The 19,709-nt window shown below is 42.8% G+C and carries 22 protein-coding genes; 17 read left to right on the plus strand and 5 right to left on the minus strand.

Features of this window, described 5'->3' with window-relative positions; all coding sequences use genetic code 11:
• The first annotated feature begins 12 nt into the window (after window positions 1-12).
• Window positions 13-732: a 16S rRNA (guanine(527)-N(7))-methyltransferase RsmG gene (gene rsmG, locus NST16_RS18160; RefSeq protein ID WP_010332667.1), complete on the plus strand. Its 720-nt coding sequence runs from the start codon at window positions 13-15 to the stop codon at window positions 730-732.
• 121 nt (window positions 733-853) lie between these two features.
• Entirely contained in the window at window positions 854-1,705 is an 852-nt protein-coding gene (noc, locus tag NST16_RS18165) for a nucleoid occlusion protein (RefSeq protein WP_003219249.1), read from the plus strand.
• A gap of 43 nt (window positions 1,706-1,748) precedes the next feature.
• Here noc and NST16_RS18170 read toward each other — a convergent pair whose 3' ends face one another.
• Complete coding sequence (locus NST16_RS18170; protein WP_340887836.1) at window positions 1,749-2,189, minus strand: PH domain-containing protein; 441 nt, start codon at window positions 2,187-2,189, stop codon at window positions 1,749-1,751.
• A gap of 248 nt (window positions 2,190-2,437) precedes the next feature.
• Between NST16_RS18170 and soj the strand changes: the two genes are divergently transcribed.
• Together soj and spo0J are read left to right on the plus strand one after the other, a co-directional pair.
• Window positions 2,438-3,199, plus strand: coding sequence for a sporulation initiation inhibitor protein Soj (soj, locus tag NST16_RS18175; RefSeq protein WP_010332665.1), 762 nt, complete (start codon window positions 2,438-2,440; stop codon window positions 3,197-3,199).
• Complete coding sequence (gene spo0J / locus NST16_RS18180; protein ID WP_010332664.1) at window positions 3,192-4,040, plus strand: stage 0 sporulation protein Spo0J; 849 nt, start codon at window positions 3,192-3,194, stop codon at window positions 4,038-4,040. The genes soj and spo0J overlap by 8 nt, the downstream gene beginning before the upstream one ends.
• Before the next feature lie 38 nt (window positions 4,041-4,078).
• Here the strand turns inward: spo0J and yyaC are convergent, their stop codons facing one another.
• Window positions 4,079-4,696, minus strand: a complete 618-nt coding sequence (gene yyaC / locus NST16_RS18185; RefSeq protein WP_010332663.1) for a spore protease YyaC — start codon at window positions 4,694-4,696, stop codon at window positions 4,079-4,081.
• Window positions 4,697-5,256: 560 nt separating this feature from the next.
• On the opposite strand from yyaC, the gene NST16_RS18190 reads away from it, so the two are divergent.
• From NST16_RS18190 to NST16_RS18240, 11 genes are all read left to right on the plus strand, one after another.
• Window positions 5,257-6,273 carry a YkvI family membrane protein gene (locus NST16_RS18190; RefSeq protein ID WP_032731139.1) on the plus strand — a complete coding sequence of 339 codons (1,017 nt, stop codon included), beginning with the start codon at window positions 5,257-5,259 and terminating at the stop codon, window positions 6,271-6,273.
• A 93-nt stretch (window positions 6,274-6,366) separates the two neighbouring features.
• A complete protein-coding gene (locus tag NST16_RS18195) occupies window positions 6,367-6,573 on the plus strand; it encodes a DUF951 domain-containing protein (RefSeq protein WP_010332661.1) in 207 nt (68 codons plus the stop codon).
• Window positions 6,574-6,623: 50 nt separating this feature from the next.
• Window positions 6,624-8,627 carry a molybdopterin-dependent oxidoreductase gene (locus tag NST16_RS18200; protein ID WP_340887839.1) on the plus strand — a complete coding sequence of 668 codons (2,004 nt, stop codon included), beginning with the start codon at window positions 6,624-6,626 and terminating at the stop codon, window positions 8,625-8,627.
• Window positions 8,628-8,752: 125 nt separating this feature from the next.
• Window positions 8,753-9,853, plus strand: a complete 1,101-nt coding sequence (ychF, locus tag NST16_RS18205) for a redox-regulated ATPase YchF (protein ID WP_340887840.1) — start codon at window positions 8,753-8,755, stop codon at window positions 9,851-9,853.
• A 110-nt stretch (window positions 9,854-9,963) separates the two neighbouring features.
• Window positions 9,964-10,251, plus strand: a complete 288-nt coding sequence (gene rpsF / locus NST16_RS18210; protein ID WP_010332658.1) for a 30S ribosomal protein S6 — start codon at window positions 9,964-9,966, stop codon at window positions 10,249-10,251.
• A gap of 38 nt (window positions 10,252-10,289) precedes the next feature.
• Window positions 10,290-10,808: a single-stranded DNA-binding protein SsbA gene (gene ssbA, locus NST16_RS18215; protein ID WP_003219228.1), complete on the plus strand. Its 519-nt coding sequence runs from the start codon at window positions 10,290-10,292 to the stop codon at window positions 10,806-10,808.
• 42 nt (window positions 10,809-10,850) lie between these two features.
• A complete protein-coding gene (gene rpsR / locus NST16_RS18220) occupies window positions 10,851-11,090 on the plus strand; it encodes a 30S ribosomal protein S18 (protein ID WP_010332656.1) in 240 nt (79 codons plus the stop codon).
• Between the two features lie 60 nt (window positions 11,091-11,150).
• Window positions 11,151-11,909, plus strand: coding sequence for an exodeoxyribonuclease III (gene xth / locus NST16_RS18225; protein WP_010332655.1), 759 nt, complete (start codon window positions 11,151-11,153; stop codon window positions 11,907-11,909).
• Window positions 11,910-11,967: 58 nt separating this feature from the next.
• Complete coding sequence (locus NST16_RS18230) at window positions 11,968-12,909, plus strand: LacI family DNA-binding transcriptional regulator (protein ID WP_168749316.1); 942 nt, start codon at window positions 11,968-11,970, stop codon at window positions 12,907-12,909.
• 51 nt (window positions 12,910-12,960) lie between these two features.
• Window positions 12,961-13,341, plus strand: coding sequence for a VOC family protein (locus NST16_RS18235; protein WP_340887845.1), 381 nt, complete (start codon window positions 12,961-12,963; stop codon window positions 13,339-13,341).
• Between the two features lie 18 nt (window positions 13,342-13,359).
• On the plus strand, window positions 13,360-13,914 hold the full coding sequence (locus tag NST16_RS18240) for a maltose acetyltransferase domain-containing protein (protein WP_326334073.1): 555 nt from the start codon (window positions 13,360-13,362) through the stop codon (window positions 13,912-13,914).
• A 31-nt stretch (window positions 13,915-13,945) separates the two neighbouring features.
• Here the strand turns inward: NST16_RS18240 and NST16_RS18245 are convergent, their stop codons facing one another.
• On the minus strand, window positions 13,946-15,298 hold the full coding sequence (locus NST16_RS18245; protein ID WP_326330133.1) for an MFS transporter: 1,353 nt from the start codon (window positions 15,296-15,298) through the stop codon (window positions 13,946-13,948).
• A 228-nt stretch (window positions 15,299-15,526) separates the two neighbouring features.
• Here NST16_RS18245 and NST16_RS18250 point away from each other — a divergent pair, with 228 nt between their 5' ends.
• A complete protein-coding gene (locus tag NST16_RS18250) occupies window positions 15,527-16,426 on the plus strand; it encodes a CPBP family intramembrane glutamic endopeptidase (RefSeq protein WP_340887849.1) in 900 nt (299 codons plus the stop codon).
• Here NST16_RS18250 and NST16_RS18255 read toward each other — a convergent pair.
• Window positions 16,423-18,492: a thioredoxin domain-containing protein gene (locus tag NST16_RS18255; protein ID WP_340887852.1), complete on the minus strand. Its 2,070-nt coding sequence runs from the start codon at window positions 18,490-18,492 to the stop codon at window positions 16,423-16,425. The genes NST16_RS18250 and NST16_RS18255 overlap by 4 nt on opposite strands.
• Before the next feature lie 267 nt (window positions 18,493-18,759).
• Window positions 18,760-19,032 carry a hypothetical protein gene (locus tag NST16_RS18260; RefSeq protein WP_340887855.1) on the minus strand — a complete coding sequence of 91 codons (273 nt, stop codon included), beginning with the start codon at window positions 19,030-19,032 and terminating at the stop codon, window positions 18,760-18,762.
• A 330-nt stretch (window positions 19,033-19,362) separates the two neighbouring features.
• Here NST16_RS18260 and NST16_RS18265 point away from each other — a divergent pair, with 330 nt between their 5' ends.
• Complete coding sequence (locus tag NST16_RS18265) at window positions 19,363-19,644, plus strand: LCI fold-containing protein (protein WP_010332648.1); 282 nt, start codon at window positions 19,363-19,365, stop codon at window positions 19,642-19,644.
• The last annotated feature ends 65 nt before the right edge of the window (window positions 19,645-19,709 follow it).

Genomic DNA, 19,709 nt, shown 5'->3' on the forward strand with positions numbered 1-19,709 from the left:
AAGGATGACGGCATGAATATTGAAGAATTCACTTCTGGACTGGCGGAAAAAGGGATCTCCCTTTCTCCTCGTCAGCTGGAGCAATTTGAGCTGTATTACGATATGCTGGTTGAGTGGAATGAAAAAATCAATCTGACTTCGATTACAGAGAAAAAAGAAGTGTATCTGAAGCATTTTTATGATTCCATTACAGCTGCATTTTATGTCGACTTCAATCAGGTGAACACGATTTGTGATGTCGGAGCGGGAGCGGGTTTTCCGAGTCTGCCGATTAAAATATGTTTTCCGCACCTTCATGTCACAATTGTAGATTCATTAAACAAACGAATAACATTTTTGGAAAAGCTGTCTGAAGCTTTACAATTGGAGAATACGACATTTTGCCATGATAGAGCTGAAACATTCGGGCAACGGAAGGACATACGGGAAAGCTATGATATCGTGACAGCGCGAGCGGTTGCGAGACTATCTGTTTTAAGCGAGCTTTGTCTGCCTCTGGTGAAGAAAAACGGTTTATTTGTTGCTTTAAAAGCCGCATCTGCTGAAGAAGAATTAAATGCGGGGAAGAAAGCAATCACAACGCTTGGAGGAGAACTGGAGAATACCTATTCCTTTAAGCTGCCTATTGAAGAAAGCGATCGTAATATTATGGTGATACGCAAGATTAAAAATACACCTAAGAAGTATCCAAGAAAACCGGGAACTCCTAATAAATCGCCAATTGAAGGGTAATTTAGACAGCCTGATATGACAATACCATCATATTTTCTTCAAAATTAATGACGGTACAGCAGGAAAAACCATGAGAAAATAGAATTATAAAAATGGCAGTTTTTAAAGGTGGTGTAGGTACATGAAGCATTCATTCTCTCGTTTCTTCGGGCTTGGTGAGAAGGAACAGGAACCGGAGATTGCTGAACATGAGACAAACAAAGAAGAGATTCTTGAAATACCGGTAAATGCTATCGTTCCCAACCGTTTTCAGCCACGCACCATTTTCTCAGATGAAAAAATCAAAGAGTTAGCAATGACCATTCATACACACGGCATTATTCAGCCGATTGTTGTCAGGCATACAGAAGAAGAAGGCCAATACGAACTCATTGCAGGTGAAAGACGCTGGAGAGCGGTGCAATCGCTCGAGTGGGAAAAGATTCCGGCCATTATTAAGGATTTTTCCGACACGGAAACCGCTTCTGTGGCGTTAATTGAAAATTTGCAGCGGGAGGAATTGTCTTCGATTGAGGAAGCGCATGCCTACGCAAGGCTCCTTGAGCTTCATGATTTAACACAGGAAGCACTGGCGCAGCGTTTAGGAAAAGGACAGTCAACGATTGCGAATAAACTGCGGCTATTAAAGCTGCCTCAGCCGGTTCAAGACGCAATCATGGAGAAGAAAATCACTGAGCGTCATGCCAGAGCGCTGATTCCCCTGAAACAGCCTGAGCTCCAAGTCACACTGCTCACAGAGATAATTGAGAAAAGCTTAAATGTAAAGCAGACAGAAGACCGCGTGGTTAAAATGCTGGAGCAAGGCCAGAGAAAACCAAAGCCTAGACGCAAAGCGTTCAGCAGGGATACTAGAATTGCAATGAACACAATTCGCCAGTCACTGTCAATGGTTGAAGACAGCGGTGTAAAATTGAATACGGAAGAAGAAGAATTTGAAGAATATATTCAACTGACGATTCGCATACCAAAATAAAAGCTCTCCTGCTGTCCAGGAGAGCTTTTTCGCTAAAAGGAAATTAATCACTTTTAGTTGCGATTATTATATTAGAATTCTTTTCTTTGAGCTGCTGGATAAATTCTTCCGTGTCTTTTGGAGAAATGACTGCATGTCCCCAGCCTCCCCGATAATAAATTGTAATCGCATGTCGTGAGCCAATAAGCCGAAAACCTGACCACAGCTTCTTTTTTTGAATCACTTTGTCGATTTTTTCATAAGGAATTTGATGTTTGATCAATCCGGCTTTAATGATCAAACGGTGCTCCTTCAATACATATTTCAGATCAATGAAACTCCAAATGATGAGCACATTTAAGAGAGTCAGAAGAACAAAAATGATCGAGCCGGATATCCTCATATTTCCCAGCACAAAAGGAACTATGGCATCTGCTTGTATCAGTAATATGAGAAACACAATCATAAGAGAAACGGGTGCATCTCTTTTTGTTTTGTAAACCATATGATCACCGTCCTGTTTGTACTTTCTGTATTGTAACTTCTTCTTTTTTTCTATTTAAAATCCCTTTTTTAAGTCAAAAAAACATATAAGGATTAGAATTTATAAGAGAAAGCAATAAAGCGCTGATTGAATTTTCAAATATTCCCTTCTGATAAAAGACAAAATGATGAAAAAAGTGAAACGCTTTAATCTTTTTTTGATAAAATAGAAACATGACAGTACATGTTCATGTGAAAGTAGGTGACATCGTGGGAAAAATCATAGCAATTACGAACCAAAAAGGCGGAGTCGGAAAAACAACGACGTCTGTCAACCTTGGAGCATGCTTAGCTTACATAGGGAAAAGGGTTCTGCTGGTAGATATTGATCCGCAAGGGAATGCAACGAGCGGATTGGGGATTGAAAAAGCCGATGTAGATCAGTGTGTGTACGATATTTTAGTAGATGATGCAGATGTAATAGATATTATTAAAGCAACTTCAGTAGAGAATTTGGATGTGATTCCTGCGACGATACAGCTTGCAGGAGCTGAGATCGAGCTGGTTCCGACAATTTCAAGAGAAGTAAGACTTAAGAGAGCGCTTGAAGCAGTGAAGCAGAATTATGATTATATTATTATTGATTGTCCTCCGTCATTGGGATTGCTGACAATTAACGCGTTGACTGCTTCAGATTCAGTTGTCATACCTGTACAGTGCGAATACTATGCCTTAGAGGGACTGAGTCAATTATTAAATACAGTACGTCTAGTACAAAAGCATTTGAATACTGATTTAATGATTGAAGGCGTATTGTTGACGATGCTTGATGCCCGGACAAATCTCGGCATTCAAGTGATTGAAGAGGTAAAAAAATACTTTAGAGATAAAGTATATCAGACTGTTATTCCGCGTAATGTCCGTTTGAGCGAGGCACCGAGTCACGGTAAACCCATCATTTTATACGATCCGCGATCAAGAGGAGCGGAAGTATATTTAGATTTAGCAAAGGAAGTGGCTGCGAATGGCTAAAGGCCTTGGAAAAGGGATTAATGCGTTGTTTAATCAGGTGGATTTGTCTGAAGAGACAGTTGAGGAAATCAAAGTTACCGATTTACGCCCTAATCCTTATCAGCCAAGAAAACACTTTGACAACGAAGCGCTAGCTGAGCTAAAGGAATCTGTGCTGCAGCATGGCATTCTCCAGCCGCTTATCGTCAGAAAATCTTTAAAAGGCTATGATATCGTTGCGGGTGAACGGCGCTTTCGGGCGGCAAAGCTTGCAGGATTAGAAACTGTTCCAGCGATTGTCCGTGAATTATCAGAGGCGTTAATGAGAGAAATTGCTTTACTGGAAAACCTTCAGCGTGAGGATTTATCACCGCTGGAAGAGGCTCAGGCTTATGACTCTTTGCTTAAGCACTTAGATGTTACGCAAGAGCAGCTTGCAAAACGTCTAGGAAAAAGCAGGCCGCATATTGCCAACCATTTAAGATTGCTGACACTGCCTGAGAACATTCAGCAGCTGATTGCGGAAGGCACGCTCTCTATGGGGCATGGCCGCACACTTCTTGGTTTGAAAAATAAAAACAAGCTTGAACCGCTTGTGCAAAAAGTGATTGCAGAACAGCTTAACGTTCGTCAGCTTGAGCAGCTGATTCAGCAATTAAATGAGAATGTTCCACGTGAAACAAAGAAAAAAGAACCTGTGAAGGATGCGGTTATCAAAGAACGGGAATCGTATCTCCAAAATTATTTTGGTACAACAGTAAATATTAAGAGACAAAAGAAAAAAGGTAAAATCGAAATTGAGTTTTTCTCCAACGAGGATCTTGAACGGATCTTAGAGCTTTTATCAGAACGAGAGTCGTAATGAAAGAAAACCATCTCTATTGAAGATGGTTTTTTGTTTTATAATCGTCCTGTGAGTCTTTGCAGCGGACTAAGCCGTTCCTGCCTCCACTCTGTTCGATCTGTTAAACTCAGTCCCTCAGCAAGAACATTTGCCATACTCATGACCAAGTGAAGCCTTGTATTTTGTAAAACAAAGTACTCCATGAAACCGCTCACATTTACAATTCCGTTCACATGGAGATCTCCTACCTCAGGAAGATCCTTCTGTACACCGGCCCCAGGCTTTAAAGGGCCCTCTCCGATTTGGAATGAACCTACGCTTTTCACACGCCCTAAGCATGCATCCACCGCTATAATGAATGGGTTTTTATGTAATTTGTGAATTTCCATTAATTTGTCCTTCATGTTTACAGCATGCACGGGATCAGACAGGGTGCCGTAGACGTGGAATCTGGTGAGCTGCATCTGTTTGAGTTTCATTCCTACGAGCGGGCCTAATGAGTCACCAGTTGAACGGTCTGTTCCGATACAAACCACAACAATTGGCCTGCCGGCAGCTTTACGTAAGGATGAAGAAAGAATCGTTTGTATTTGTTTTGCTGCAGCTGTATCTGTATGTGAAACATATTGCTTTACTCGTTCCTGAGAAGAAAAAAGCCCGCCTTTTCGATTCATAGGTTTCACTTCCTTGTTAGGTATCGGAATTGCTAGGGATGTGTTTTTTTGGTATGTAAGGTTGTTTACATTATATCCAGCAGTTAGGTTTTTTATGCTTTGTGTCTGTTTACGGATTTTTGAATACAGAGAGGAGATGATAGAGGTTGTTTACAAGTATTGTGTCGCAGCGCTTCAGATGACGCAAGATTTGGTCTGCTGTCTAATTTGGTTATGGTTCTGGTAATGAAGCAATCATTTGAATACGGAACGCCTAATGAAGTTTACAATGATCGAAGGATTGAAATTGACTTCTGATAACGGAATTTTTGAATTTTTGGCATTGAGCCTGTCGAATATTTATTTTAGGAAGTATCAGGATGGCTTGGTGAAGAAAGTGGAGGATGGAATTCTGTGTTTTGACTGCCTGTTTAGGCGGCTTTTTTTACGTGTATTTTGTATGATAATTTTACTCCAGACATTATTTTTTGTTTTTCTATGAAAATAGGCATTTTTGTTATTAGCGTTTTATATAGTAACAATAACGGAAACAAGCTGAACTCTGTACCTATGAGGTGATAATGTTGTGGAGAGCCGGAATGAGGTGGATGCTCCTTATATTGGGCAGTCTGATCGGCGCCGGATATGCAAGCGGTCAGGAGATATGGCAGTTTTTTGGCGCAGAAAGCGGACTGGCTATTGTGCTGTTTACAGTAATGTTCATTTTCTCGTCTTATATTGTGATGAAAATCAGTTTTAAGGTTCAATCCACTCACTTTCTGCCGGTTCTTGAACATTTAATGGGACCGTGGCTGGCGAAAATTTATGATATTCTCATTGTCTTTTATTTATTTTCTACAACCATGGTGATGATCGCAGGAGGCGGAGTGACGCTGCAGATGTACAAGCTCCCTTTTTGGTGGGGGATTGCGCTGCTGTGCATCGTGACGGTTTGTTTGTTTTTTTGGGATGTGAATGGGATTTTATCTGTGAATGCCATTTTAATTCCTATTTTAGTAGCGGGTCTGCTGTACGCGTTATTTTCATTTCAGAGCACTCATCACCATACGTGGACGATAGATTTGAGCCGGCAGTATAACTGGCCTGCCAGCATTACGTTTACTTCTTTAAATATTCTTTCGGTGGTCGCGATACTATCATCTGTCGGGAAAGAAATGAAAGGGCTGGGGGAAGCTAAAATCGCCAGTGTGGCCAGCGGTCTTATTTTTGGCGTGATCTCTTTTGTTTATAATGAAACATTAGTGGAGCTGGCGGGCTCCCTTTCTCAATTTGAAATTCCGCTGTTTGCCGTTCTGGAAGGCGCCCCTTATTTTCTTTTTTTATGTATGACTGCGGTGTTGTGCCTTGCGATATATACGACGACAGTGGCTGGTTTATTCGGATTGTCCAGTCGGCTCATGGCATTTCTTCACATGCCGAGATGGATGATTGTATTGATTCTGTTAGTGTTGATGGTGCCTTTTACTTCTTTCGGTTTTTCCGATTTAATCGCTTTTCTGTATCCCATTTATGGAATGCTGAATCTTTATCTATTAGTTTGTTTGCTGTTATATCCTATTTTAAGTAAATGGAAATAAGAGGATGTTCTTCTTTTTGGGTATGATGATTGCTCTAGTGATCAGTTTTTTTGTACAATAGATTCAGCAGTTTATGAAGAGAGGTGAAGGGTCTTGGCGGATAAAGACTTTGGCCTGAAAGATATTGTAGAAATGAAGAAACCGCACCCATGCGGAGCAAACAGATGGAAAATCATACGTATGGGAATGGATATTCGGATTAAGTGTGAGGGTTGCTCTCACAGTGTGATGATTCCGAGAAAAGAATTTGAAAGAAAAGTAAAAAAAGTACTGGTCAAGCATGAGGAGCCTACTTCATAAAAAGGCTGACACTCATGCTTTTTCATATAGAAGGTAAGGAGAAGACGGCGATGAGCAAAGTGCATCAGTCAGCATGCCCTCTGAATTGCTGGGACAGCTGCGGTTTTGTGGTGACTGTTGATGACGGAAAGGTAACAAAAGTGGACGGAGATCCAAACCATCCGATTACAGAAGGAAAAATCTGCGGCCGCGGCAGAATGCTAGAGACGAAAACAAACTCGCCTGATCGGCTTCGCTATCCGATGAAGAAACAAAATGGCGAGTTTGTGCGGATTTCCTGGAAGCAGGCTCTTGATGAAATTGCCGATAAACTTCGGGACATTAAGGAGACGTCAGAAACAACAGCAGTTTTGCACAGCCATGATTACGCCAATAACGGTTTGTTAAAAGCGCTAGATCAGCGTTTTTTTAATGCGTATGGCGGTGTGACAGAGATCGTCGGAAGCATTTGCTGGGGCTCTGGTATAGAGGCGCAAAGCTGGGATTTCGGCCGGTCGTATGGGCACGGGCCGCTTGATATTTACAACAGCAAACACGTCGTTGTGTGGGGCAGAAATGTATCAAGGACAAATATGCACCTTTATCACCATTTGCAGCAGGTAAAGAAAAAGGGCGCAACACTGACGGTTATTGATCCGATTTTTAATCCGACTGCAAAACTGGCTGACCGTTATATTTCTGTAAAGCCGGGAATGGATGGCTGGCTTGCCGCGGCTGTTTTGAAGGTTCTGATCGAGACGGGAAGAACGGATGAGGATTTTATTTCTCAGCATTCTGTCGGGTTTGATGATGTAAAAGAGCTTTTGAGTACCGTTTCTTTAGAAGAATTTACTGAGAAAACAGAGACAACGATGGAGGAGCTGGAGTTTCTTGCTGGTCTGTATGCCGATGGCCCTGTGTCTACTTTTATGGGGCTTGGTATGCAGCGGTACAAAAATGGCGGCGGGACGATTCGCTGGATTGATGCGCTTGTTGCGGCAAGCGGAAACGTTGGTATTAAAGGCGGCGGCGCAAATTTTGGCAATGTCCAGATTGGTGAAAGCTTTGCAAAAACCAAGCTGACAATGCCGGAATTAAAAACGACATCACGTTCTTTTTCAATGATGACACAGGCTGAAGAGGTTTTAACCGCTGCTGATCCTGCGATCGAGATGATTATCGTGACATGCGGGAACCCGCTGACTCAGGTGCCAAATACAAATAAAGTAAGAAAAGCATTTGAAAAGGTTCCGGTGACCGTAGCGATTGATTCCATCATGACCGATACGGCACAGCTGTGCGACTATGTTTTGCCGACTGCCACTGTTTTTGAAGAAGAGGATATTTACTATTCTAGTATGTACCATCATTATGTTCAGTATGGGAAGAAGCTGGTGGAACCGCAGGGCGAAGCGAAGCCGGACAGATGGATATGGGCAGAGCTTGCAAAACGCCTTGGGTTTGGAGAGCTTTTTGAACACAGTACTGAAGAACTTCTGGAGATGGGGCTTTCTTCATTGGAGGCAGACGGTGTAACGCTTGAGCGCCTAAAAGAAAAAGGCCATCTCCCGCTTCCGGTTAAACAGGTGCCGTGGGATGACTTTACGTTTCTGACGCCAAGCGGAAAATTTGAGTTTACCTCGTCTTTAGCTGAAGAAAAAGGATTTAGCGGTGCACTTCAATTGGAAGTCCCTGAGGAGTCTGTTTACCATAACGAAGAACTTGCCGAAAAATACCCTTACACGCTTTTGTCCATTCATCCGCAGCGCTCTAATCATTCACAGCATATTCCGTTCATCGAGAAGCTTCAGCACATACAGGTCGATATTTCTTCAGACATAGCAGCTGAGCAGAATCTTCAGGATGGAGACGAGGTTGTCATTTTCAATGATCGGGGCCTTTTGAATGGCAAAGTTAAAGTGATGAAACAGGCTCATCCGAAGACGATAAATATAGATGAAGGCATGTGGGCGGCTTTTGGCGGCTCCGTCAATACGCTGACAAATGATACAAATTCTGATAATGGAATGGGAAGTACGCTTTTTGACTGTTTAGTGGGCTTGAAAAAAGCATAATGAGAGGGTTCAGCAGGCTGAAGATGCTTTTTTGTCAGCTTGTCTTTTCCAGTGAACCTCCTTATAATTGCTCTAGGTTCAAAATACGTTAATGCAATACGGTTTTATATAGAGGAGATGAAAGAATGGCTTTAACAGCTGGAATTGTCGGTTTGCCGAACGTCGGGAAATCAACATTATTTAACGCAATTACACAGGCCGGTGCCGAATCAGCCAACTACCCGTTCTGTACAATTGATCCGAACGTGGGAATTGTAGAAGTACCGGACGATCGTCTGCAAAAGCTGACTGAGCTTGTCCAACCAAAGAAGACTGTGCCGACTGCTTTTGAATTCACTGATATTGCAGGAATCGTAAAAGGTGCGTCAAAAGGAGAAGGTCTCGGTAACAAATTCCTTTCTCATATTCGCCAAGTTGACGCAATCTGCCACGTTGTCCGTGCTTTTTCTGATGATAATATTACACACGTTTCCGGTAAAGTTGATCCGATTGATGATATCGAAACGATCAATCTTGAGCTGATTCTCGCTGATATGGAAACAGTTGAAAAGCGGATTACACGTGTCAGCAAGCTTGCAAAGCAAAAAGATAAAGAGGCTGTGTTTGAGTTTGACATTTTGTCTAAACTGAAAGAAGCGTTTGAGAATGAAAAGCCTGCTCGTTCTGTTGAGTTTACTGAAGAGCAGCAAAAGCTTGTAAAGCAGCTTCATTTGCTGACGTCAAAGCCTATTTTGTATGTTGCGAACGTAAGTGAAGATGAAGTGGCTGATCCGTCTGGCAATGAATATATAGCGAAGATTCGTGAATACGCTGCCGGCGAAAACGCAGAAGTCATCGTCGTTTGTGCGAAGATTGAATCCGAAATCGCTGAGCTTGAAGGCGATGAAAAGCAAATGTTCCTTGAAGAGCTGGGTATTGAAGAGTCAGGTCTTGATCAGCTAATTAAAGCATCTTACTCCCTGCTTGGGCTGGCAACATATTTCACAGCCGGTGAACAGGAAGTCAGAGCTTGGACATTCAAAAAAGGCATGAAGGCCCCTGAATGCGCTGGAATTATTCATAGTGACTTTGAGCGCGGTTTCATTCGCGCTGAAACGGTTGCCTATGAGGATCTTCTTGCGGGCGGCGGCATGGCAGGAGCGAAGGAAGCCGGAAAAGTCCGTCTTGAAGGTAAAGATTACGTGGTAAAAGACGGAGATGTAATTCATTTCCGATTTAATGTATAGGATGCAGTTGTAAAGGGACAAGAGCTTTGGTATAATATAAAATTGTGAGTAATAGAATTATTGCTCCTTGCCCATTACGGGCCGCTTAGTCCAAAAGGAGGTGCAAACAGATGAGAAAGTACGAAGTTATGTACATTATCCGCCCAAACATTGACGATGAGTCTAAAAAAGCAGTTATCGAGCGTTTCAGCAACGTTCTGACTTCTAACGGTGCGGAGATCACTGGAACAAAGGATTGGGGTAAACGTCGTCTTGCTTACGAAATCAACGATTTCCGCGACGGTTTCTACCAAATCGTAAACGTTCAAGCTGATGCTGCGGCAGTTCAAGAATTTGACCGTCTAGCTAAGATCAGTGACGATATCATTCGCCACATTGTTGTTAAAGAAGAAGAATAAGCAATTTTGAAATATAATGGTAAAAGGTGGTCTTTCTTATGCTTAACCGAGTTGTATTAGTCGGAAGACTGACAAAAGACCCAGAGCTTCGTTATACGCCAAACGGTGCGGCTGTTGCCACGTTTACTCTTGCTGTGAATCGTACATTTACGAACCAGTCTGGAGAACGTGAGGCCGATTTCATTAATTGTGTCACTTGGAGAAGACAAGCCGAAAACGTTGCTAACTTCCTGAAAAAAGGAAGCCTTGCAGGCGTAGATGGCCGTTTACAAACAAGAAACTATGAAAACCAGCAAGGGCAGCGTGTCTTCGTGACCGAGGTCCAAGCTGAAAGTGTTCAATTTCTTGAGCCGAAAAACGGCGGCGGTTCTGGTTCAGGTGGATACAACGAAGGAAACAGCGGCGGAGGCCAGTACTTTGGCGGAGGCCAAAATGATAATCCATTCGGGGGAAATCAAAACAACCAGAGACGCAATCAGGGGAACAGCTTTAATGATGACCCATTTGCCAACGACGGCAAGCCGATTGACATCTCGGATGATGATCTTCCATTCTAATGAGAATATCGCTAAATTGACAAAGAAAGGAGGGAAATGACAATGGCAGGAGGACGCAGAGGCGGTCGTGCGAAGCGCCGTAAAGTGTGTTATTTCACTTCTAACGGCATCACGCACATCGACTACAAAGATGTAGATCTTCTTAGAAAGTTTGTTTCTGAGCGCGGTAAAATTTTACCACGTCGTGTAACTGGAACAAACGCTAAATACCAACGTAAATTGACTGCAGCGATCAAACGCGCTCGTCAAATGGCTTTACTTCCATACGTAACTGGTGAGTAAGCTGATACGTAAAGAGCAAGGACCTTCGGGTTCTTGCTCTTTTTTATAGGGGGATAAAAAATGAAGCTCATTTCTTGGAATGTGAATGGCCTGCGGGCTGTCATGAGAAAAATGGATTTCCTCTCTTACTTGAAAGACGAGGATGCCGATATTGTATGTCTGCAGGAGACAAAGATTCAGGACGGCCAAGTGGATCTTGAGCCAGAAGGCTACCACGTATATTGGAACTATGCAGAGAAAAAAGGATATTCCGGCACGGCTGTTTTTTCAAAACAAAAGCCGCTGAACGTCATGTATGGCATTGGAATAGAAGAGCATGATCAAGAGGGCAGAGTGATTACGCTGGAATTTGAAAACATGTATGTGATGACCGTTTACACGCCTAATGCAAAAAGAGGACTGGAACGCATCGATTACCGTTTGCAGTGGGAAGAGGCTTTATTAGCGTTTATTCTCGAATTGGACAAGAAAAAACCCGTTATCCTGTGCGGTGATTTAAATGTGGCTCATCAGGAAATTGATTTGAAGAATCCAAAAGCAAACCGGAATAACGCGGGTTTTTCTGATCAAGAAAGAGGAGCATTCACTCGTTTCTTGGAAGCCGGCTTTATCGACTCATTCCGTTATTTATACCCTGATCTGGAAGGTGCATATTCCTGGTGGTCGTATCGTGCGGGGGCCCGGGACAGAAATATTGGCTGGCGTCTGGATTACTTTGTTGTTTCTGAGCGGCTTAAGGGGCAGATTGAAGATGCCAAGATATCAGCACAAGTCTTGGGCTCCGACCATTGTCCTGTTGAACTTACGATCAATATATGATGTGATAGCAGTAAGGATTGATCCTTACTGCTTTTTTATGATGAAAAAGGAGAAAGAGATGGCAAACATAAAAGAGATTGCAAGGCTGGCGAATGTATCTGTTTCGACTGTGTCACGCGTACTGAATCATCATCCGTATGTGTCTGAAGAAAAAAGGAAGCTGGTGCATCAAGTCATGGAGGAATTAGACTACACACCGAATCGAACTGCGATCGATCTCATTCGCGGCAAGACTCAAACCATCGGTGTAATCCTGCCTTACAGCGATCACCCTTGCTTTGATAAAATCGTAAACGGCATCACAAAGGCGGCATTTAGACATGAATATGCAACAACCCTCCTCCCTACCAACTATAACCCCGACATTGAAATCAAATATTTAGAGCTGTTAAGAATGAAAAAAATAGATGGCCTCATTATTACATCACGAGCCAATCACTGGGACAGTATAATAGCCTATCAAGAATATGGACCGATTATCGCTTGTGAAGATACTGGAGACATGGATATTCCTTGTGCTTACAATGACAGAAAAGCAGCCTACATAGAAAGCTTTCGATATCTAAAGAATCGCGGACATGAGAATATCGCTTTTACTTGCGTGAGAAGCGCCGACAAGAGCCCGAGTACGGCGGATAAAGCAGCGGCTTATCAGGCCGTCTATGGCAGCCTGGAGGACCGCCATATGCTGACCGGCTGCAATCATATGGACGACGGAGAGCAGGCGGGTGCGTATTTCTATACAAGCGGCCGGGCTCCAACAGCTATTTATGCAAACAGTGATGAAGTGGCAGCGGGAATTTATGTATTTGCCAAAAAGAAAGACTGGGATGTTGAGATCATTGGAGAAGGACATTCCTCTATCAGCCGTGCCCTCTGTTTCCCATCGCTTGACCTGAATCTTGAGCAGCTGGGCACCGCAGCATTTTCGTTATTTTTGCAGGAACATCCCATAGATATAAAAATTCAGCATCAATTCATGAAAAAAAGCTTGAACTGAAATGCATTTCATCCCTTATAACTTCATTGAAAGACAAAGGAGGAGGAAGACATGCATATTGAGCACACGGCCATCTGGGTCAGAGATTTAGAGCGAATGAAGGCTTTTTATGAAACGTATTTTAATGGCAAAGCCAATTCTCTTTATCATAATGAGAAGAAAGATTTTAAGTCGTATTTTATGACGTTTGATTCCGGAGCAAGGCTGGAAATCATGAAAAAAGGAGATGTGACTGATCAGCCGTCACAAACGATGACAGGCTGGGCGCATATCGCTTTTTCCACTGGAAGCAAAAAGAATGTTGATGAACTGACAGATAGGTTAAAGCAGGACGGATTCGCTGTAATAAGCGGCCCAAGGACGACAGGGGACGGCTACTATGAAAGTGTAATTGAAGATGAGGAAGGAAATCTAATAGAGATTACAATTTAACATCTTGGAGTGAATTGAATGCTGACAGAAAAAGAAAAAATGGCAGCCGGAGAATTATACAACTCGGAAGACCGTGAATTATCACTAGAGCGTAAACATGCGAGAAATCTGATTAAACAATATAACGAATCACCAGAAGACGAGTCAGCGCGAACGGAGCTTTTGAAAAATCTGCTTGGTTCGATCGGTGATCAAGTCACCATTTTGCCGACATTCCGCTGTGATTACGGCTATCACATTCATATGGGGGATCGTACATTTGTTAATTTTGACTGTGTCATTCTTGATGTGTGTGAAGTTCGTATAGGATGTGATTGTTTGATTGCTCCAGGGGTGCATATCTACACGGCTGGTCACCCTCTCGACCCGCTTGTTAGGAAGTCAGGGAAGGAATTCGGTAAGCCTGTTACAATTGGAGATAATGTTTGGATTGGCGGGCGGGCAGTGATAAACCCGGGAGTGACGATCGGCGATAACGCGGTGATTGCTTCGGGTTCCGTAGTGACAAAGGATGTGCCTGCGAATACGGTTGTAGGAGGAAACCCTGCGAGAAAGCTGAAGGAATTGAATTGAAATCAGTGCGGTTAAACGCCGCACTGACTTTTTATATCTGCTTGGCATTCGTATTGGGACCAAAGCAGATTAACAAAATGGAGCATGCGAGCCAGCAGCCGCCTATAAAGAAAAAGACACTGACATAGCCGAGCTGAACGGCGATAAAACCGACGAGCAATGATCCGAAGATGTTCGAGAAGCGGCCGAGACCATAGGCTAAACCGCTGCCTGACGAGCGATACTCTGTTGGGAAAGGCTCAGATGTATACGCATATAAGTTTGATGTGAAAACCCGCTCCGTAATATTAACGATGAAACCAAACACGATAATCATGATGGGAATGAAGGTCATGCCATATAAAAGACCTGCGATGGCAGTCAGAAACGCACTGGCGGCCAATATCCATTTTCTCTGGAATTTTTCAGAAATCATTGAACCCAGCAACGCGCCGAGCGGAGCGCCGACCGAGTGCAATACGTTATACCATAATGTATTTTCCATTGTGACCCCGTTGCTTTTTAGCAAGCTGGGGACCCAAGAGGCAAAGCCATAGAATCCAAAGGTTTCAAAAATCCATACCGCGGATAACACAATGGTTATTTTCAGGTTTCTCCCCTTTAATAATCCTGCGTAACCCGCATGTTGTACTTGTCCGCTTGCGGTCTGCGGCACCGGAGCAGGAAGCGGGCCTTTTTCTTTTTCAACGCTTGCTTCAATCCTTTTCAGGATGGCATCGGCTTTTTCATATTCACCGCGATTTTCATGCCAGCGGGGTGATTCCTCCAGCCGCCGAATAAAGAAAAAATAAATAAGACCAACAGCGCCCCATACAAAGACAAGTCTCCATCCCCAAGAGCCGAGCGGAATGACAAAGGCTGATACGATATTGGTGATCGGAACGCCGATCAATCCGATCATGGCACAGAAAGAAATATATTTTCCGCGAACACTTGAAGGGAAAAATTCTGCTAAATAGCTATTGGTGATGACCATGGCAGCTGCGACGCCAAATCCAGTGAGGAAACGAAACGCCATTAAGGATGGGATGTCCCAAGCCGCGGCGTTACATAACGATGCGATTGAAAAAACGAAGACAAATAGGTTCAAGGCTTTTTTTCGTCCGATTCGATCTGAAAGCCGTCCCCCAAGTGATGCTCCCAAAAACATGCCTAGAAACGAAGCAGCCGTTACATTGGCTATGGTTGAAAGCTGGATGCCCCAATGCTCGATCAGCGCCGGCGCTACATTGCTGAGGGTAAATAAATCCGCAAGATCAAAGAAGTAAACAATGCCGAGAGCGGTTAATACTTGGAAATGGACACGTGAAATCGGGAGGCGGTCTAAACGGTTTGCCGCGTTTGAAAAAGGATGTGTATGTTTCGGTTTGACGCCCGTATTCATAAAATACCCCCTTTATTAATAGAGGGAGAAAGACTGAACATTCTCCTCTTGGCATTATTATAAGTACCTGGAATCATTGGGAACAGTGTTCAAATCACTAGATGGAAGAACTAAATTCACACTTTTCGCCTTAATTTTGCTTAAAAGATTTCCAAAACAGTAGATTAATAGACCAAATTATGCAAATATATAGTAATATTCTCATTGAAAGGAAGAGTCATAGAAGGAATGAATTCATTTATCCGTCCTCTAGAAGGAAACAATACATTGTGGAGATATTTTTTCTCCTTTTTGGTGATGGTTGGCTTATTCTTTTTTGGAAGCATTGTTTATGTCTTTATGATGTTATTGACTGCACTTTTAAGTCCAAATATCGCGTTTGATGTGGATACAGGTATGTTAACCGATTCTTTGGCTGATTTGTTTTTAACTCATATCGTTTATGTATTTGCAATCCCAGGGGTTTGGCTGGCGGTGCGCTTTATCCTGAAACGTCCGTTTCGGTCAGTCATTACACCGCATGCAAAAATCAGCTGGCGCAGCATTTTCTTTGGCTTTATCGCTTATTTCTTGCTGATGGCTGTGGTTCAAGGGATTGATTATGCGATTCATCCGGCGAAATACACTTTTCAGGATTTTGACGCCTCTCGTTTTCTGTGGCTGCTTGTGGCATCTCTGTTATTGGTGCCGCTCCAGACTTCTGCGGAAGAACTGTTTTTTAGGGGATTTTTATTGCAGGCTTTTGGAAAAGTAATAAAGAACCCTTTTGTATTGACGCTGATTGTCGGCGGTCTATTTGGGGCTGTACACTTTGGCAATCCTGAAATGAATAATGGCGCTTTTTGGGCAGGCATTGAGTATATAACGATTGGGATTCTTTTAACGTATTATACGGTCAAAACAGGCAGCCTTGAAATTTCACTTGGTGTGCATGCCGCGAATAATATGTTTTTATGTCTATTTATGACTGAAAAAAACAGTGTATATGGAGATATTCCTTCATTATTTGCCATCACACGGGGAAATCCGATGTGGGAGACTTTCTTTACGGTTGTCATTAATCTTTTATTTGCATTTATCGTTGTACAATACCATAAGAGATCAAAAAGAAAGCAGCAAGGTGTTTAATCCCTGCTGCTTTTTAATGTTTGTAAGGCTTCTTCGATGTCTGTTGTCGGCTGCTGGCAGGCAAAATTTTCACAAATATACACGGTTGTTTGATCGTCTATGATGCGATAGTCAGCCGCGAACGGTGCAATGCCTTTGCACTGGTCGGGATGCTCTGCCACCAGGATGGAATCGTTTGGAATAAAGGCCTGTTGAAGCGCGCTTGTAATTTGTTTTCTGTCTGGATCGTCCGGGCGCCCAAAAATCACAATTTCCTTTTTAGGCGTCATATGTTTTAACACACTTTGCATAAAGAAAGAGTGGCCGCTCGGGTATGCCTCGATTTCAGGCTTGAACACGGAAAACATCGTTTCGGCTTTTTCAATCAGCGACAAATCGCCTGTGACTTGCCCGAGGCGCAGGAGCTGAACGGCTGCCACGCTGTTTCCTGAAGGCACGGCGCCATCGTACACTTCTTTTTCTCTGACAATTAACGCTTCTGCGTCGTGTCCGGTAAAGTAGAATCCCCCATGCTCCTCGTCCCAAAACAAATCGATCATATCGTCTGACAGCTTCTTCGCTTTTTCTAAATATGATAGATCAAACGAGGCTTCATAGAGGTCGAGATAAGCCCATAAGAGAAAGGCATAATCGTCGATAAATCCTTTGTTTTTCACTTCGCCGTCACGATACCGAACCATCACCCGGCCGTCGATGATTACATTGTTTTCAATAAAGGTGATAGCGTCTTCAGCCAAGCTGAGGTATTGGGGTTCCTGGAATACCTTTGCCGCTTTAGCAAGACCCGCAATCATCAGGGCGTTCCATGACGTCAGCACCTTATCATCGACATGCGGATACGTTCTATCTTCACGTGTCTTTAACAGCTTTAGTCTTGCATCTTCAAGCTTGCGGCTGAGCTCTTCTTCGGTTAATCCGCCATCTGCTTTGATTTGTTCCCGCTTGGTATGAATAAGGTTGGGAATGTTTTTGCCCTCAAAGTTGCCTTTTTCTGTGATGTCATACACGCTGCAATACAGCGTACCGAGATCCTCTCCGAGCGTCTTCAAGATCTCTTCTTTTGACCACACGTAGTATTTTCCTTCTTCGCCTTCTGTATCCGCGTCTAAAGCGGAGAAAAAACTTCCGTCTTCATGGGTCATTTCCCGTTGAATGAACGTAATGATCTGCTCACAAATGTTTTTGTACCGGCTGTTTTGCGTAACTTGATAAGCTTCAGTATAAGCTGTCAGCAGCAGCCCATTGTCATACAGCATTTTTTCAAAGTGAGGGACTAGCCACTCATCATCGGTCGAATAGCGGGCAAACCCATAGCCGATATGGTCATAGATGCCTCCATTTGCCATGCTGTCCAGTGTTTTCGTGACGTTGTACAAAGCGTTTTCCTGCCCCGTCGTGTGATAATAACGAAGAAAATACATGAGCATATGAGGCATAGGAAATTTCGGCGCCTGTCCGAAGCCGCCGTAGATTGTATCGAAACCATTGGCAAGCTGCTGGAATGTCCGGTGGATCGCTGATTCGCTCAACCCCTCGCTTGTTTTAGCTGCTGTTTTTGTCTGTAAATGGTTAGCGGCGTTTTCTGCAATATCCTCGACATGCTCACGATCGTTCTCAAACGTTTCTGAAAGATGCTCAAGCACGTCAACAAAACCCGGACGATTATATTTACTCGTCTTCGGAAAATATGTACCCGCATAAAACGGCTTCTGATCAGGCGTGATAAACACATTCAGCGGCCAGCCGCCCTGTCCGGTCATCAGCTGGCAGATTCTCATATAAACAGAATCAACATCAGGGCGCTCTTCCCGATCCACTTTAATTGCAACAAAACGTTCGTTAAGAAGGCGGGCAATTTCCTCGTCCTCAAAGCTTTCATGAGCCATAACGTGGCACCAATGGCAAGTCGAATAACCGATGCTGACCAGAACCGGCTTGTTTTCCCGTTTTGCTTTTTCGAAGGCTTCTTCTCCCCAGGGGTACCAGTCAACTGGGTTGTGGGCGTGTTGAAGTAAGTATGGTGATTTCTCAGCGATTAATCTATTGGGTTTATTGTTAGTGGGCATGGGATCACCTTCTTTCTTTTTTTATTTATTTGCCTTTAGGTTACCACAATAATTATGAATAAATACAAAGATTAGCCGATTTACTTAAAGGAGTGAGATAGAAATATAGTATAGTGTTTAATTATGTTAATGGATGGAGACGCCGTCCTGTTAAGTCTTTTTTTTTATTTTATTACAGGAGAATAGATATTTTAAGGAATAAAAGCTGCCGAGATTTTCTCGGCAGCCTGAGGCTCTCTCTATGATTGAGCCTGTTAAATAATTCTTTTACCAATCTAACCCGCCGTTTCCTGAATAAGTAGCACTTCCATGAGGCGTAAATCTTAACTGTGCACCTTTAAATGTCTTGCTTTTACCGGAGACTGTATAAAATTTGTCACCATAAATATGTCCGTTGACTTTCCGGCTTCCCGATACGTTATCACCTAGCGCATTTTTTCTAACATTATTAGCTGATACAGCATATACACTTGTGGTTGCCGGGGTTACCACTACAGAAAAAACCAACAATACAATTAAGCTAGAAAAAAGCTTTTTCATCCTTCTCACTCTCCCTTTTTTTATGCCATAATAATTGAGATTCTTCAAAACTAAATTAGCTTGTTAGAAACATATATACTATGAGAGAAAACACTTCTGACTCCTTCGTATCACTTCATTTCAGAATCGTGACAATTTGCTTTTACGTTCAAACCAAACTAAATCCTGTAAATTATTTTATAAATGATAGAATCAATAAGTGAAACGGTGAGTATTGATTTACTTAAATTCCTTTTTATTACAAATACAGTATCCAAGACCCTTTTACTGGAGAGTTATTCCTCTTATAATTAAGATGTATTACAAAATTTGGGAATGGAGATGATTCACATGAAATTGAGAAGGACAATTACTGGAGTTGCTTTATCTTTAGGATTGCTTTTACCTGTTTCTGGACAAGCTCTTGCTTCAAATGATTCAACGGATGGGGATATGCGTACGAAGGCTACTTCAATTGTAGATTGTTCTATAACTCCATTTAAAGGCGCAAGTAATAGATTATGTATGTATTCAGATAATGGCGTTTTTGCAAATAGTTTTGATCGGTTTGGTACTACATTTTTCTTTAAAGGCAAAGCTGGAAATTATGCATATTATGAAAGCGCAAGGTAGATAAGACAACGGGGGCTTTTAGCCCCTCAGGCTGAGAGAACATCTCGACAAAAGTGCAGCTTTGC

It is taken from the genome of Bacillus sp. FSL K6-1005 (genome assembly GCF_038000225.1).
In the GTDB taxonomy this organism is placed as follows: Bacteria; Bacillota; Bacilli; order Bacillales; family Bacillaceae; genus Bacillus; species Bacillus mojavensis.